12 protein-coding genes are annotated in these 14,346 nt (G+C 59.9%); 3 read left to right on the top strand and 9 right to left on the bottom strand.

Annotated elements, in window-relative coordinates; all coding sequences use genetic code 11:
* The first annotated feature begins 96 nt into the window (after nt 1-96).
* Entirely contained in the window at nt 97-1,311 is a 1,215-nt protein-coding gene (locus tag HCG46_RS14880; protein WP_168686621.1) for an ROK family transcriptional regulator, read from the top strand.
* A gap of 441 nt (nt 1,312-1,752) precedes the next feature.
* Here HCG46_RS14880 and HCG46_RS14875 read toward each other — a convergent pair whose 3' ends face one another.
* From HCG46_RS14875 to HCG46_RS14835, 9 genes are all read right to left on the bottom strand, one after another.
* Nucleotides 1,753-2,811: a sugar phosphate isomerase/epimerase gene (locus tag HCG46_RS14875; RefSeq protein ID WP_168686620.1), complete on the bottom strand. Its 1,059-nt coding sequence runs from the start codon at nt 2,809-2,811 to the stop codon at nt 1,753-1,755.
* A gap of 23 nt (nt 2,812-2,834) precedes the next feature.
* Nucleotides 2,835-4,433 carry a glycoside hydrolase family 43 protein gene (locus HCG46_RS14870; protein ID WP_168686619.1) on the bottom strand — a complete coding sequence of 533 codons (1,599 nt, stop codon included), beginning with the start codon at nt 4,431-4,433 and terminating at the stop codon, nt 2,835-2,837.
* On the bottom strand, nt 4,430-5,476 hold the full coding sequence (gene mgrA / locus HCG46_RS14865) for an L-glyceraldehyde 3-phosphate reductase (RefSeq protein WP_022999286.1): 1,047 nt from the start codon (nt 5,474-5,476) through the stop codon (nt 4,430-4,432). Before mgrA ends, HCG46_RS14870 begins: the two co-directional genes overlap by 4 nt.
* Before the next feature lie 11 nt (nt 5,477-5,487).
* The gene (locus HCG46_RS14860) at nt 5,488-6,609 is read right to left on the bottom strand and encodes a Gfo/Idh/MocA family oxidoreductase (RefSeq protein ID WP_168686618.1); all 1,122 of its coding nucleotides are present in this window, start codon (nt 6,607-6,609) and stop codon (nt 5,488-5,490) included.
* Nucleotides 6,610-6,618: 9 nt separating this feature from the next.
* Nucleotides 6,619-7,365 (bottom strand): sugar phosphate isomerase/epimerase, encoded by a 747-nt coding sequence (locus tag HCG46_RS14855; protein WP_168686617.1) that lies wholly within the window; start codon nt 7,363-7,365, stop codon nt 6,619-6,621.
* A gap of 31 nt (nt 7,366-7,396) precedes the next feature.
* Nucleotides 7,397-8,488 carry an ABC transporter ATP-binding protein gene (locus tag HCG46_RS14850; RefSeq protein ID WP_055656889.1) on the bottom strand — a complete coding sequence of 364 codons (1,092 nt, stop codon included), beginning with the start codon at nt 8,486-8,488 and terminating at the stop codon, nt 7,397-7,399.
* An 11-nt stretch (nt 8,489-8,499) separates the two neighbouring features.
* Nucleotides 8,500-9,384, bottom strand: coding sequence for a carbohydrate ABC transporter permease (locus tag HCG46_RS14845; RefSeq protein WP_031268755.1), 885 nt, complete (start codon nt 9,382-9,384; stop codon nt 8,500-8,502).
* Nucleotides 9,385-9,494: 110 nt separating this feature from the next.
* Complete coding sequence (locus HCG46_RS14840) at nt 9,495-10,385, bottom strand: sugar ABC transporter permease (protein WP_022999281.1); 891 nt, start codon at nt 10,383-10,385, stop codon at nt 9,495-9,497.
* Between the two features lie 144 nt (nt 10,386-10,529).
* Complete coding sequence (locus HCG46_RS14835) at nt 10,530-11,765, bottom strand: ABC transporter substrate-binding protein (protein ID WP_022999280.1); 1,236 nt, start codon at nt 11,763-11,765, stop codon at nt 10,530-10,532.
* A gap of 228 nt (nt 11,766-11,993) precedes the next feature.
* Between HCG46_RS14835 and HCG46_RS14830 the strand changes: the two genes are divergently transcribed.
* Both HCG46_RS14830 and HCG46_RS14825 read left to right on the top strand, forming a co-directional pair.
* Nucleotides 11,994-13,028, top strand: a complete 1,035-nt coding sequence (locus tag HCG46_RS14830; RefSeq protein WP_168686616.1) for a LacI family DNA-binding transcriptional regulator — start codon at nt 11,994-11,996, stop codon at nt 13,026-13,028.
* A gap of 453 nt (nt 13,029-13,481) precedes the next feature.
* On the top strand, nt 13,482-14,276 hold the full coding sequence (locus HCG46_RS14825; RefSeq protein WP_228870388.1) for a substrate-binding domain-containing protein: 795 nt from the start codon (nt 13,482-13,484) through the stop codon (nt 14,274-14,276).
* The last annotated feature ends 70 nt before the right edge of the window (nt 14,277-14,346 follow it).

The following is a 14,346-nucleotide window of genomic DNA, read 5'->3' as shown; positions in this document are numbered from 1 at the left end:
CTCGCCCTCCGGTTTTTGTGTAGGCAAAGCATCCTATGTTCGGTTTTTTTATTTTGTCAAATTGATAGAAAAAATAATTTCTGGTCTATTGGCGCCATGAACGACAGTGCTCCGATCCCCGCATCCTTCCGGACCAGCGGCACAAACCTGACCCGCGCCAAGACGCATAATCACCGCGTTGTGTTGGAAGTCATCCGCACGCGCGGTCCGATCGGTCGCACGGAAATATCTGAAATCACGTCGCTTTCCCGCCAGACGGTGCAGAACATCGTCGGTGAGCTGGAAAGCCGCGGCATTGTCGAGATGCACGCCCAGAAGGCCAGGGGGCGTGGCCATCCGGGCATGACGGTGCAGCTCAAGCCCGATCATGCCTACAGTCTCGGGTTTCATGTCGATCGTCTTTCTGTGACGGCGATTGCCTGCGATCTTCTGGGCAGCATCGTCTGGCAGTCGGCCGCTCCCATGGCCGCTGCCACGCCCGAGGCAGCCAACAGCCGGATCCTGTCGATGGCAGAAGAGTTCCGCGCGGCGCATCCCGGTATGGCCAAATGTCTGTTCGGCGTCGGTCTTGCTGCTCCCGGCCCATTTGAAACCGGATCGCAGACCTCCAGCGGCACCGATGCCACCACATTTTCGGATTTCGGCTCGCCGGAAAATCTCGAGCAGCTTCAGTCGGCGATCGGCTTGCCGGTGGTCCTTCAGAACGACGCGTCGGCCGCCGCGCTGGGCGAGCATGTCTACGGGATCGGCCGCAGCTTCAACAGCTTTGCCTTCATCCAGTTCGGCATGGGGCTTGGCGCCGGCTTCGTCCTGAACGGGGCGCTCTATCCGGGTGCGACGAAAAACGCCGGCGAAATCGGGCACGTTGTGATCGACCCGACAGGCCCGGCCTGTTCCTGCGGCAACACCGGCTGCCTGGAGCGGTATCTGTCACTCAACGCGCTGTGCGAAAGGCTTGGTCTGGAGCCGACGGAACCAGGCTCCGTTGGACGGATCGAAGCCTTGTTCGCCGAAGGAGATCCGGCAGTCCTCGGCTGGATAGCCGAAGTCGCGCCGCTCATGCGCCAGATGATCAACATGATCGAGATGATGCTCGACCCGGAAGCGCTGATCCTGGGTGGCATCATTTGTCCGGACTTCCTCCAGGCGCTGCTCGACAGTGCCTCCCCGCTTCCCCGCCGTCTCGACGGTTCGCTTGAAGAAGACAGGATCCGTATCGGTACGTCCGGCGCAACAGCGGTCGCCCTCGGTGCGACGGCTGCCGCTGTCGATGCGCTCTACGCCCCCTCGGTTTCGCACCTGCTGCTGTGAGAGCAAGCCTCTATGGAAACCCTCATGCTGAGGAGGACCGTCAGGTCCGTCTCGAAGCATGGGCGGCAAATCCCGAACAGGCGGCCCATCCTTCGAGTCGCCGCCAGAGCGGCTCCTCAGGATGAGGTTGGTGGGAAAGGGAGGCTGAATCGGAGAGAGGTTGTCGCTCAAGTGGCAAGAAACTGCAGTTAACGGATCCATTGAAGCCACTGCGAAAGCGGTCACCCCGGACAAGCGCAGCGCAGATCCAGGGCCCACTCTCTGGGCCGCTTGCCGAAGCGGCGGATGTCTACAAAAGCCTTCGCTCCCAACCATATCTCTGGATATGAGCAGGCTCCGGGTAACCCTTCGGTCACCCGGGGTGACAACCGGGATAGCGGCAAAGCTGCGTCAATCAGGACCGGTTAGGATGCCGGAACGGGATGCGCGGTGGGTTCGCCCCTAACTCAGCCCCAGCATCTTGCGGATCTGCTCCTGGTCGGTCTCGCCGCCGGCGAAGTCGTCGAAGGCCTTGTCGGTGACTTCGATGATGTGGTGCTCGATAAAGGGTGCCCCTTCCGCGGCGCCCTGTTCGGGAGACTTCAGGGAGCATTCCCATTCCAGGACGGCCCAGCTGTCATAGCCATGTTGGGCGAGCTTGGAGAAGATGCCGGAAAAATCCACCTGGCCATCCCCCAGGGACCGGAACCGGCCCGCGCGGTTGACCCAGCCCTGATAGCCGGAATAGACGCCCTGGCGTCCGTCCGGATTGAACTCGGCATCCTTCACGTGATAGGCGCAGATGCGCTCGTGGTAGATATCGATGAACGCCAGATAGTCGAGCTGCTGCAGCAGGAAGTGCGACGGATCGTAGTTGATCTGGCAGCGCGTATGGCCGCCGAGCGCCTCCAGGAACATCTCGAAGGTGGCGCCGTCGAAGACGTCCTCGCCGGGATGGATTTCATAGCCGACATCGACACCGTTTTCGTCATAGACATCGAGGATCGGTTTCCAGCGTGCCGCCAGTTCCTTGAAGGCTTCTTCGATCAGCCCCGCAGGCCGTTGCGGCCAGGGGTAGAGATAGGGAAACGCCAGCGAACCGGTGAAGCTGACGGAAGCAGTGAGGCCGAGCCGCTTGCTGGCGATCGCCGCCTTTTTCATCTGGTCGACCGCCCAGGCCTGCCGGGCTTTCGGATTGCCGTGCACTTGGGATGGTGCAAAGCCGTCAAAGGCCAGGTCATAGGCCGGGTGAACCGCCACGAGCTGGCCCTGCAGATGGGTCGAAAGCTCGGTAATCTCGACGCCGGCGTCCGCGCAGATGCCTTTGACCTCGTCGCAATAGGTTTCGCTTTCGGCGGCCTTGTCGAGGTCGAACAGGCGACTGTCGAAGGTCGGGATCTGAATGCCCTTGTAGCCGAGATCCGCAGCCCATTTGGCGATTGCGGGAAGTGAATTGAACGGAGCGTCGTCTCCGGCAAACTGGGCCAGGAAAATTGCGGGCCCCTTGATCAGTCCAGCCATGAATATCTCCTTAGAGTGTGAGCTCACGTGCCTTCCGGTGCGTATGAAAACCTGCTGAAATCGGCGGTCTTGCCTTGCCCGGTTATGTCGAAGGCCAGCATACCGACAAAGGCACCGGTAAAGGAGCCGTGCTCACCGCGCCCGCCTTCATCCGAGATTACGCTGGCATCGAGATCCGGTCCGAAAGGCGTCCAGTCGCGGCCTTGCTGGCGCCAGAAGAATTGCTGGCGGGCACCATCAACCTCAACGGCAAGCTCGACCGGTCCGCCGCCAAGCGCGACAGGGTCTGCCGGAAATGACATGCGTCCATCCGGCCAGTCGCCGGGGCAGGAAAGCAGCGTCAGGCAGCGGCCGAGCTGTTCCGTCCAGCTCACGGACAGAAAATGGAACTTGTGACGGTTGTAATAGGTCGTCAGTCCGGCCGCCTGCTGGTAGGTCGTTGGCGCAAAGTCGGTGAGCGTGGTTTCTACCCGGTAGCCGAGGTGCTCCTGGCGCCGGGCAACCAGCGACTGCTCGTACCAGCTGCCGATGCTTTCCCGCCCGATGAGGCGCAGGGCCGTTCCCGTCAGGGTGAACAGCCGCTCCGGGTAAGGCGTGCGCAGCCACTGGAACTCCGGCGGCAGGATTTCCCCAGTGAAAACGCGCTCCACGCGTTGAGCGGGGCGAGGTTCTGTCGCCGTCAGACCCGACACCTCAACCTTCGGAACCATGCCGCCGTCTTCCAGGTAAAGCCAGCCGTCCTCCCGCCAGACGCATTTCTGGATCGCGGTCTCCCGTCCCAGAGGCGAGAACCGTCCGGGCAGGGGCCGGGAACACAGATGGGTGTGGTAGACGTCGCCATCCGGCGTTTCGACAATCTGGCCATGGCCTGCCCGTTGCAGCGGCGCGTCCGGATCGTCTTTGGCGGTGATGAGGTGGGTTTGCGGGTGAAGCTCGTACGGCCCGTCGATGGACCGTGACCGGGCCATGGTAACGGCGTGCCCGTAGCCGGTGCCGCCTTCGGCGACCGTCAGGTAGTACCAGCCGCCGCGCTTGTGAAGATGTGGACCTTCAGTCAGACCGTGCGGGCTTCCGGAAAAGATCTTGCGGATCTCGCCTTTCAGGCCTTCCGTTTCCGACCATTCCTGCAGCAGGATGCCGTCGAAGGCCGGATGGCGCGGATGCCCGCCGACGGAATTTGAAATGTGGTTCCATTGCAGAACCAGGAACCATTTGCGGCCATCGTCGTCATGAAACAGCGACGGATCGAACCCGTGTGAGCTGACGTAGATCGGGTCGCTCCACGGCCCCTCGATGGAAGGGGCCGTGACGATGTAGTTATGTGCGTCCTTGAAATTCCCATCCAGCCGTTTGACGTCCGTATAGACCAGCCAGAACCGTCCGTCCGCGTAGGAAAGACACGGTGCCCAGATGCCGCCGCTGTCCGGATTGCCGCGCATGTCAAGCTGGCTTGCCCGGCTGAGGGGCCGGCAGGCCAGATCCCAGTTGACCAGGTCTTTCGACCGGTGAATCTGGACGCCCGGATACCATTCGAAGGTCGAGGTGGCGATGAAATAGTCATCGCCCACACGGCAGATCGAGGGATCCGGGTTGAACCCCGGCAGGATGGGATTTCGGATCATTTCCGGCTGGGTCCTTTCCGTTCAGCCGAGGCCGCCCACAGGTTGATATCCGCCTCGCGGGTGGTTTCCTCGATCAGCTTCAGCTCCTCGTCGGAAAACTGGAGATTGGCGACTGCCCCGACGCAGTCCTTTACCTGGCTGCCCCGGCTCGCACCGATCAGGGCCGTCGTGACCCGGCCTTTGCGCAGTACCCAGGCAAGGGCCATCTGCGCCAGTGTCTGGCCGCGCTTTTCGGCAATGTCGTTGAGTGCCCGGATGGTGGCGAGGTTGTCTTCGCTCAGGAACTGGGTCTTCAGCGATTTGCCCTGGTTCGCCCGGCTGTCTTCCGGAATGCCCTTCAGATATTTGCTGGTCAGCATGCCCTGGGCCAGCGGCGAGAAGGCAATGGAACCGATGCCGAGGTCGTCGAGCGTATCCAGAAGGCCGTCTTCCTCGACCCAGCGGTTGATCATGGAATAGCTGGGCTGATGGATCAGGCACGGTGTGCCCAGCTCCTTCAGGATGGCGGCGGCTTCCCGTGTCCGCTTGGAATTATAGGACGAGATGCCGACATAAAGCGCCCGTCCGGACCGCACGATGTGGTCGAGGGCCATCATGGTCTCTTCCAGCGGTGTGTCCGGGTCGAAGCGGTGCGAATAGAAGATATCGACATAGTCGAGGCCCATCCGCTTCAAGGACTGGTCACAGGACGCGATCAGGTATTTGCGGCTGCCCCACTCGCCATAAGGCCCGGGCCACATCTCATAACCGGCCTTGGACGAAATGATCATCTCGTCCCGGTAAGGCGCAAAATCCGTCCGCAGCAGTTCACCAAAGGCGGTTTCCGCCGAACCCGGCTTGGGGCCGTAATTGTTGGCAAGATCGAAATGGGTGATGCCGAGATCGAAGGCAGTCCGGGCAATCTCCCGTTTCTTGTCGAGCGGCGTGTCGTCGCCGAAATTGTGCCAAAGGCCGAGCGAGATCACCGGCAGTTTCAGGCCGGATTTCCCGCATCGGCGGTATTCCATGGTGTCGTAGCGCGTTTCCGCTGCTGTCCAGGTCATAGGCTATCCCGTTATATTAAAAGGCCTTTTGCCGCCTGCGGGTCCAGGGGTTCTGGGCGCTCGCAGGTGGTTTTGATGTCAATGAAAGTCCTACTCTCGCCAGAAGCGAGAATCGACGTCATCACATCGACAACATGCAGAGCAAATTCCAAAGAGCAACGGTGCGGCCGATTTTCCAGGATGGCGAGGGCCATGTCGGCCAGGCCTGCCGTGCGGTAATTGGCGTGGCCACGGTCGTTTGATTTGGAGAACGGATGGTTCCAGGCTTCCGACAGGGTTACGAAACTGCCCTTGTCCGTCATGCGCACTTCACCACCGAAGAAATTCGGATCCGGCACATGCAGCGTGCCGGAACGGCCGTAAAGCTCCATGTTGGAATGGCCATGCTGCCACACGTCCCAGCTGGCGCAATAGGTGATCTGGGCACCGGACTGGAACTGCATCACCGCGTGGATCGTCGTCGGTGTTTCCACCTTGATCTTTTCGCCGTTGCGCGGCTCGGAGGTGATGGTGCGATATTCAGATCCGGCGGAACTCATTGCACAGACCCGCTTCACCGGTCCAAGTAGCTGCACCAGGTTGGAAACGTAGTAAGGCCCGAGATCGAGGATCGGGCCACCACCCGCCTGGAAGAAGAAGTCCGGGTTCGGGTGCCACATTTCCATGCCCGGGCTCTGTACGAAACAGGTGCCTGACGTCACCTTGCCGATGGCGTCACTATCGATCAGGTGCCGGGCAAGCTGGTGTGCTCCGCCCAGGAAGGTGTCGGGGGCCGACCCGACCCTGAGGCCTTTTTCCTTCGCAATCGCGGCAAGGGATTCGCCCTCTTCCAGGCTGAGCACGAATGGCTTTTCCGAATAGACATGCTTGCCGGCTTCCAGAACGCGTCTGGAGACTTCGTAGTGAACGGCCGGAACCGTCAGGTTGACGATAATGTCGATATCGCTTGCCGCCAACAGGCCGTCGACGGTTTCGGCTCTCAGGCCGAATTCCTCGGCACGTGCTTTTGCGGCAGCTTCATTGATGTCGGCGCAGGCGCGCACCTCGATGCCCTTGAAGAGCGGAGAGAGGCGCATGTAGGCGGCCGAAATGTTTCCGCATCCGAGGATGCCGATGCCAAGTGTCTTGCTCATGGGGTTACCTCAGTAGGTGCGGAAGGCCGCGACGGAGCGGGTGGCGAAACGGTCGAAGTCGGAAGGCTTGTCGTGTTCCATGACGAAGAGATCGACTCCGACGCCGCGAAGCGCCGACATGATGCCTTTCCAGTCCATGGTGCCCTGGCCGACGTCCGCCCAGCCATCCTCGTCGGCACATTCGCCCTCCGGTGCGATGTCCTTCACGTGGGCCGTGGTGATGCGGCTGGCGTATTTCTCGATCCAGTCGAGCGGGTCCTGATTGCCGCGCACGATCCAGGCAATATCGGCTTCCCATTCGATGGAAGGGGCGGCCTCCATCAGGATGTCCATCGGCAGGCGGCCATCGGCGCAGGCATTGAATTCGAAATCGTGGTTATGCCAACCGAACCGCAGGCCGGCATCGCGGACCTTTTGACCGATGGCTTCCAGCCGCTCGGCGATGGACTGCCACATGGCCGCATCCGGAATGCGTTGCTCGGGCGGCACGGCGGGAACGAAGATCCTTTCCATACCAAGGGTCTGAGCAGTGCTGATCACCTTGGCAAGGTCGTCTTCGAACTGCTCCATCGGAAAGAAATGGCCCGACGGCATCTTGAGGCCCTGGGCGTCGAGCATGTCGCGAAAGGCCGCCGGGTTCTCGTAGTTTCCGCCGAACCCCTCGACCTGGGTATAGCCGAGGTCCGCAAGCCGCTTGAGAACGCCGTCCCATGGGGTGAATTCGCGGGCTGAATAGAGCTGGAATGAAATATCCATCTTGATTGTCCTGAAGTGGTTAGGGACCGGCCTAGAGCCGGGATTCCGAGGTTTTGTCGAAAAGATTGGCGCGGGCGGGATCGAACCCGACCGTGATTGCGTCGCCGTGCCGGATGTTTGCCTGGCCGTCCATGCGCACCCACAGCGTCTGGTCGCCGGTGGTGAAGCGGACAAGCGTGTCCGAACCGAGCGGCTCCACAAGTTCCACCTGCCCGTCCAACCGAACGAGCGCGGTGTCTGCTTCCGCGCCGCTGACCATGTGTTCCGGACGGATGCCGAACCAGGCAGCGCCTGCTGCAGGTGGGCCGTTCTGGAAGGTGTATCCGTCAAGCGAGAAGGTCTTTCCGCCTGATGTGAACCGGTAGTTTCCGCCGGCTTCTTCCAGCTCTCCTTCAAAGAAATTCATGGTCGGCGAACCGATGAACTCGGCCACATACTTGTTGGCCGGCCGGTTATAGATCTCGTTGGGCGAGGCCAGCTGCAGGATCTGGCCACCACGCATGATGGCAATCCGGTCGGCCAGCGTCATGGCCTCGATCTGGTCGTGGGTGACGTAGATCATGGTGTTGGACAGCTTCTGGTGCAGCTGCTTGATCTCGACCCGCAGGTCCGCCCGCAGCTTGGCGTCCAGGTTCGACAGCGGTTCGTCGAACAGGAAAACGTCGGCATCGCGCACCAGAGCCCGGCCGATGGCGGCACGCTGGCGCTGGCCGCCGGAAAGGGCGGCCGGCTTGCGGTTGAGCAGCGGTTCGATCTGCAGGACCTTTGCAGCCCGGTTCACCCGCTCCTGGATTTCCGCCTTGGGCAGGCCCGCGTTCTTCAGGCCGAAGCTCAGATTCCCGGCAACGGTCATCTGCGGGTAGAGCGCATAGGACTGGAACACCATGCCGATGCCGCGCTGGGAAGGCTCCTCCCAGGTCACGTTGCGCCCGCCGATGAAGATCTGCCCGCCGGTCACGTCCAGCAGCCCGGCAATGCAGTTCAAAAGGGTTGATTTTCCGCAGCCCGAAGAGCCGAGCAGCACGAGAAATTCACCCTGGCCGACATCGAGGTTGAGATCCTTCAGAACATCCAGGCTTCCGAAACTCAGGGAAAGGTTATTGATGGAGATACTTGGTTCCATGGGTCGTCTCGTTAGCCTTTCACCGCACCGGCGGCGATGCCGCGCACGAAGAGTTTTCCGGAGATGAAGTAGATGGTGAGGGGAACGAGGCCGGTCAGAATGGTCGCGGCCATGTTGACGTTGTATTCCTTCACCCCTTGCGTGGAATTGACGATGTTGTTGAGCTGCACCGTCATCGGATAAAGGTCCGGCTTGGTGTAGATCACGCCGAACAGGAAGTCGTTCCAGATGCCGGTCACCTGCAGGATCATGGCGACAACGAAGATTGGCAGGCTCATCGGCACCATGATCTGGAAGTAGATCGCCCAGAACCCGGCCCCGTCCACACGCGCCGCCTTGAACAGCTCCTGCGGCACGGAGGCGAAATAGTTGCGGAACAGCAGCGTCAGGATCGGCATGCCGAAGATTGTGTGCACGATCACCAGCCCGGTCAGGCTGCCGTAAAGGCCGATTTCCCGCAGCATGATCACGATCGGATAGATCATCACCTGGTAGGGAATGAAGGCCCCGACGATCAGGATCGTGAAGAAGGTTTCCGAGCCCTTGAAGCGCCAGTTGGCAAGCGCATATCCGTTTACCGAGGCAATCGCGATCGACAGGATCACGGACGGGATCAGGATCTTGACCGAATTGAAGAAGCCGCGTGACAGGCCATCGCAGTTGAGGCCGGTGCAGGCTTCCGCCCAAGCCTTCACCCAGGGCTGGAAGGTGATCTCCACCGGTGGTGAGAAGATGTTGCCAAGCCGGATCTCCGGCATGCCCTTCAGCGAGGTGACGATCATCACGTAGAGCGGCAGCAGGTAATAGAGGCAGACGACGATCAGCGTGCCGTAGATCAGGATGTTCCTGCGGGACAGCGCCTTGCGTGGCTTGCGGCCGGCGGGGCCTTCGACCATCCGGCTGCCGGATGGCGTGCCGTCGCCGTGGCGGAGTGCCCGGTCGGGACCGGCTTCGGCCGGGCCGGCATCGTATTTCATTGAGCCATTGAGGAGGTGGGGCGTCTTGGTCATTTGCGCTTGCCTCCGAATTCGAGATAGGCCCAGGGCACAACGATGATGACGACCGTCAGCAGCATCATGGTGGAAGCGGCAAAGCCCTGGCCGAGGTTCTGCGACAGGAACATGGCGTCATAGACGTATTTGGCCGGAACTTCGGAGGAGATGCCGGGCCCCCCGCCGGTCTGGGCGACGACCAGGTCGTAGACCTTGATGATGCCGGAGGCGATCAGCACGATTGCGGTGATGAAGATGCCGCGCATCATCGGAATGACGATGAAGATATAGGTCTTCCACATCGGGATGCCGTCGATCTTGGCGGCCTTCCAGATGTCCTCGTCAATCCCCCGAAGACCCGCCAGCATCAGGCACATGATCAGCCCGGTTCCCTGCCAAAGGCCGGCGATGAGGATGCCATAGATGACGATCTCGGGATTGTAGAGCGGGTCGAAATTGAAACTCTCCCAGCCGAGGCTGCGCACCACGTGCTGGATGCCGAAGTCGGGATTGAGAATCCACTGCCAGGCAAGACCCGTGACAATGAAGCTGAGCGCGAAGGGATAGAGCAGGATTGTTCTGAACGTGTCCTCGAACCGGATCTTCTGGTCGAGCAGGGCCGCCAGCATGAAGCCGATCAGCAGCGAGAAAATCAGCGAGAAAGCTCCGTAGATGGCCAGGTTCTCGATGGAGATCAGCCACTTGCTGCTGCTCCACAGCCGGTCGTACTGGGCAAGACCGACGAATTTCTCACGCGGCAGGAGCTTGGAGTTGGTGAAGGAATAAAGAACCGTCCAGGCGGTTCCGCCGATGAAGACCACCACGGCGGTGATGATCATCGGAACCGCGGCCACCTTGGCGCTGATGTTCCGATGCCACCTCGCGGGGCGCGTAGCTGCGGCCATGCCGAAAACTTCCTTGTCGAGACGTCCAGGGTGATGTCGGGCGCTCCCTGCGCGCCGGAGCGCGCAGGGCTGGAGGACGCCGCCTGGCCGCTGTCCCGGTAAACTTGGGACCGTGCGGCGCGGGCGGCGGGCCTTTTTCCGCTGTTAGTCGGCGTTGCCGACGATCGACGCGAACATCGACTGTGCGTCTTCAGCGGTCATGGACGGGTTGTTGAAGAACTCGACGAAGAGGTCGTTCACCTGAGTCAGGCTGTCGGCAGACATCAGCTGGTCCGGAGACTGGATGACATTGCCTTTGGCCAGGATGTCGAGGCCCTTCTTCATGCAGTCGTTTGCAGCCGCCAGATCGACGTCGCCACGCACTGGCAGCGAGCCTTTCTTCAGGTTGAAGGCAACCTGGGCTTCCGGGGAAAGCATGACCTTTGCCAGTTCGCCCTGGGCTTCGGTGATGGCCGGGTCGTCCACTTTCGGGAAGTAGAACGCGTCGCCACCGGTCATGATGACCTCGTTGACGCCAAGGCCGGGCAGGCAGGTGTAGTCCTCGCCGGCAACCTGGTTGGCGACCTGGAACTCACCCTGCGCCCAGTCACCCATGATCTGGCCTGCGGCCTTGCCGGTGATGACCATGGTGGTGGCATCGTTCCAGCCCTGGACGTTGGAGTCCTTGGACATGTCGCGAGCAGTCGCGGCGGCCTGGAAGACCTTTGCCATTTCCTCGCTGCCGGCAAGCTCTGCATCCTTCTCGCCGAAGATCTTCGTATAGGCTTCAGGTCCGGCGAGCGCGGTGAGAAGCACCTGGAACGCCAGTGTCGTCTGCCAGGGCTGCTGCCCCATGGCCAGCGGCACGATGCCCGCTTCCTGAAGCTTGGGCGCTGCGGCAGCGTATTCGTCCCAGTTGGTCGGAACCGCCAGGCCGTTGTCCTCGAACACCTTGTTGTTCAGCCAGAGCCACTGCTGCGAATGAATGTTGACCGGAACGCAATAGATGCGGCCATCCAGCGTGCAGCTGTCGAGCAGACTGGAGGGATGGATGACTTCTTTCCAGTTACCTTCCTCTGCAATGTCCGTGAGGTCGCGCATCAGGCCGGCTTCCACCAGTTCCTCTGCCTGGCGGCCATGGTTGAACTGTGTTGCGCCCATCGGATCGCCACCGGTGATACGGCTGATCATGATCGGGCGGGCTGTGCCGCCGGAACCGGCAATCGCACCGTCAACCCACTTGTTGCCGGTCGCGTCAAATGCCTTTGCGAATTCGGCAACCGCAGCCGCTTCACCGCCTGAAGTCCACCAGTGGGTAACTTCCAGGTCGGTCGCATTCGCGGCCGTTGCTGCACAAAGGGCGGTCGTTGCTGCAAAAACTGCACGTAGTGCTTTCATCATTTCCTCCCATCGAACCTGAATTGTCCGATTGTCCTCACCATGCGGCCTCCACCGCATTTTGTAATCGATTACATTTTATTGTATGCTATATGTAATCGATTACATTCATCATTCTCGGGAAACGGACTTGTGTCAACCCGGAATGTCGGATCAGACAGTTTCGAGGACGAACCCGCCGTCATGGCGGCAGGCGCCCAGGCTCAAAAAAGAGAAATACCGGAGAAGGCCTTGGCCCAGAAAATAGCGCGAATTCAAGATGTTGCCAAAGAGGCGGGCGTATCGACCGCAACAGTCAGCCGTGCGCTGAGCAATCCTGAACTTTTGACAGAGGCAACCCGCGACATCGTCTTCGCGGCGATCCGCTCTACCGGTTACCGGGTCAACCGGGCAGCGCGTAACCTGCGTACCCAGCAGGCAGGAGCCATCCTGGTTCTGGTGCCAAACCTCGGCAATCCGTTCTTTTCCCAGATCCTGGCCGGGATAAGTGCATCCTTCGGCAACCGTGACTATTCGGTCCTGATCGCCGATACCAAGGACCATGCGACCAGTGGCAAACACGTGGTCGACTACTTTCTGGACGCCCAGATCGACGGCATGATCTGTCTGGACGGCGCGATTTCCCACCAGGAATTGCAGCTGTTCGAAGACAACGGCGTCTCCGGCAAGATCGTCTTTGCGTGTGAATGGGCGCACGACGTGGCGTTGCCTTCCGTGCGCAGTGACAACGTTCGCGGGGCGCAACTGGCCGTCCGGCACCTGTATGACCTTGGCCATCGCAAGATTGCCCATATCACGGGTCCGCAGGAAAATGTTCTGACGCATGCCCGGCGCGAAGGCATGCTGGCGGAACGTGCAAGGCTGGAGCTGCCTGCCCGTGAGGAATGGATCATCCGGGGCGACTTTTCCCTGGAATCCGGCCGGATGGCCGGTGAGAGGATCCTGGCGATGAATGATCGGCCAACGGCGGTTTTCTGTGCGTCTGACCAGGTTGCCTTCGGGCTGATCTCGACCCTGACCGCAAATGGTGTCCGCGTTCCGGAGGATATTTCCGTCGTCGGGTTCGATGATATCGAGCTGTCGGAGTTTTATGTCCCTGCACTTACAACCATTCGGCAGGACCGGCGAGCGCTTGGTGCCAGGGCAGTTTCCCTCCTGCTGGATTGTATTGACGTTGCGCACACCAAGCCAGACGTCGTGATGGAACCGGTAATGGTTGATGTAGAGCTGGTAGTGAGGGCCAGCGCCGCGCCGCTGGTTTGTTGAATGGCAGCCCTGTTGCCCACCGCTTGTGGGGTCGAAAATCGAGCCCGCAAGGTTCAGGCATGCATGCGGTTGTATTTCTGCAGGCTTCGCGAATTCGATGTAGGCGTCGATCAGCAGTGAATCTAGCCTGCAGCATAAATCATGCAACTTAACGTCGGTGTGAAAAGAAAATCTAAGGTTGAATCGAATACATCTTTCTTGCTCGCAGTCAGGTCATGTGTACCTGTCAATTTATTGGGTGAACGAATTTGCTAAGTCGGTAAATTGTTCCTACTAGGCAAATATTGCCCAAAACCGATTTCAGTTTAATTTCGGCGTTATTTTATTTTTATTTCCAAGATCAAATTAGACTACATATTTATTGTAATTTATCGCGGTGGTTTAGCGTTTAGTTAACTTGAATATGTCACTCTAGATAGTACCGTCAATTTTTGGGTGATAAAAATGCGTAGTTTGGCTTTTGCCTTGGCATTGTCCCTTTGCACTTTTTTCTTACACACTGACGTGTCGTCGGCACAGGGCCCGCTAAAAGTCGTGGGTACCGGTGACGGCCTTGAAATGCTTCAGGAAATTGGTGCGGGCTTTGTCGAAAATCGTCCCGATATCAATCTTGAAATTCCACCGAGCATTGGCTCGGGCGGCGGTATCGCCGCCGTCAGCTCCGGCACGGAGCGCCTGGGCCGGGTCGCGCGTCCCTTGAAGGACAGCGAGGTGGAATATGGCCTCGTTTACCTGCCGATTGCAAAAATCCCCAGCGCAATCTTCACGCATCCGTCCACCGGTATCGATGCTTTGACCAGTGAAGAACTCGTCAAATTGTATACCGGTGAAATAGCCAACTGGTCTGAACTGGGCGGTGCCGATCTGCGTGTTCGCCTCGTCCGCCGTGAAGATGCGGACAGCACTTTACAGGTTTTGAAATCGTCGATGCCGGGCTGGGCGGAAATGGAATTCTCGCCGCGCTCGAAAACGGCCCTTACCACCCAGGAAGCAATTTCCAGCGCGCGCGAAGTCGAAGGCGCGATTGCTTTCGGTCCTTATTCGAAGCCGCTTGAAGACGGACTGTCGGTGCTCAAGATCGACGGCCACCATCCAACCGAGCCGGGCTATCCGAGTTCCGTGACCCTCGCCTTGATCTACAAGGAAGGCACGCTGGACGAGGAGATGAAGGCCTTCATCGACTACGCCCAGTCGGGTCAGGCCCACACATTGATCAGCAACTACGGTGGCGTACCCGTCGGTAGATAACCCAATTGGTCCACATGATGCGTCACTCGTCCCTTCTCTGGCATTATACATACGGCGCCGTTTTCACGGC

Source organism: Labrenzia sp. PO1, from assembly GCF_012273635.1.
Lineage (GTDB): Bacteria > Pseudomonadota > Alphaproteobacteria > Rhizobiales > Stappiaceae > Roseibium > Roseibium algicola.
This window is presented reverse-complemented; position numbering and strand designations above follow the sequence as displayed.

What these genes read in the sequence shown, in the direction of transcription:
- HCG46_RS14835 (WP_022999280.1), bottom strand. Translation starts at nt 11,765, where the DNA reads ATGATGAAAGCACTACGTGCAGTTTTTGCAGCAACGACCGCCCTTTGT.
- HCG46_RS14845 (WP_031268755.1), bottom strand. Translation starts at nt 9,384, where the DNA reads ATGGTCGAAGGCCCCGCCGGCCGCAAGCCACGCAAGGCGCTGTCCCGC.
- HCG46_RS14875 (WP_168686620.1), bottom strand. Translation starts at nt 2,811, where the DNA reads ATGGCTGGACTGATCAAGGGGCCCGCAATTTTCCTGGCCCAGTTTGCC.
- mgrA (WP_022999286.1), bottom strand. Translation starts at nt 5,476, where the DNA reads ATGACCTGGACAGCAGCGGAAACGCGCTACGACACCATGGAATACCGC.
- HCG46_RS14880 (WP_168686621.1), top strand. Translation starts at nt 97, where the DNA reads ATGAACGACAGTGCTCCGATCCCCGCATCCTTCCGGACCAGCGGCACA.
- HCG46_RS14850 (WP_055656889.1), bottom strand. Translation starts at nt 8,488, where the DNA reads ATGGAACCAAGTATCTCCATCAATAACCTTTCCCTGAGTTTCGGAAGC.
- HCG46_RS14860 (WP_168686618.1), bottom strand. Translation starts at nt 6,609, where the DNA reads ATGAGCAAGACACTTGGCATCGGCATCCTCGGATGCGGAAACATTTCG.
- HCG46_RS14870 (WP_168686619.1), bottom strand. Translation starts at nt 4,433, where the DNA reads ATGATCCGAAATCCCATCCTGCCGGGGTTCAACCCGGATCCCTCGATC.
- HCG46_RS14855 (WP_168686617.1), bottom strand. Translation starts at nt 7,365, where the DNA reads ATGGATATTTCATTCCAGCTCTATTCAGCCCGCGAATTCACCCCATGG.
- HCG46_RS14840 (WP_022999281.1), bottom strand. Translation starts at nt 10,385, where the DNA reads ATGGCCGCAGCTACGCGCCCCGCGAGGTGGCATCGGAACATCAGCGCC.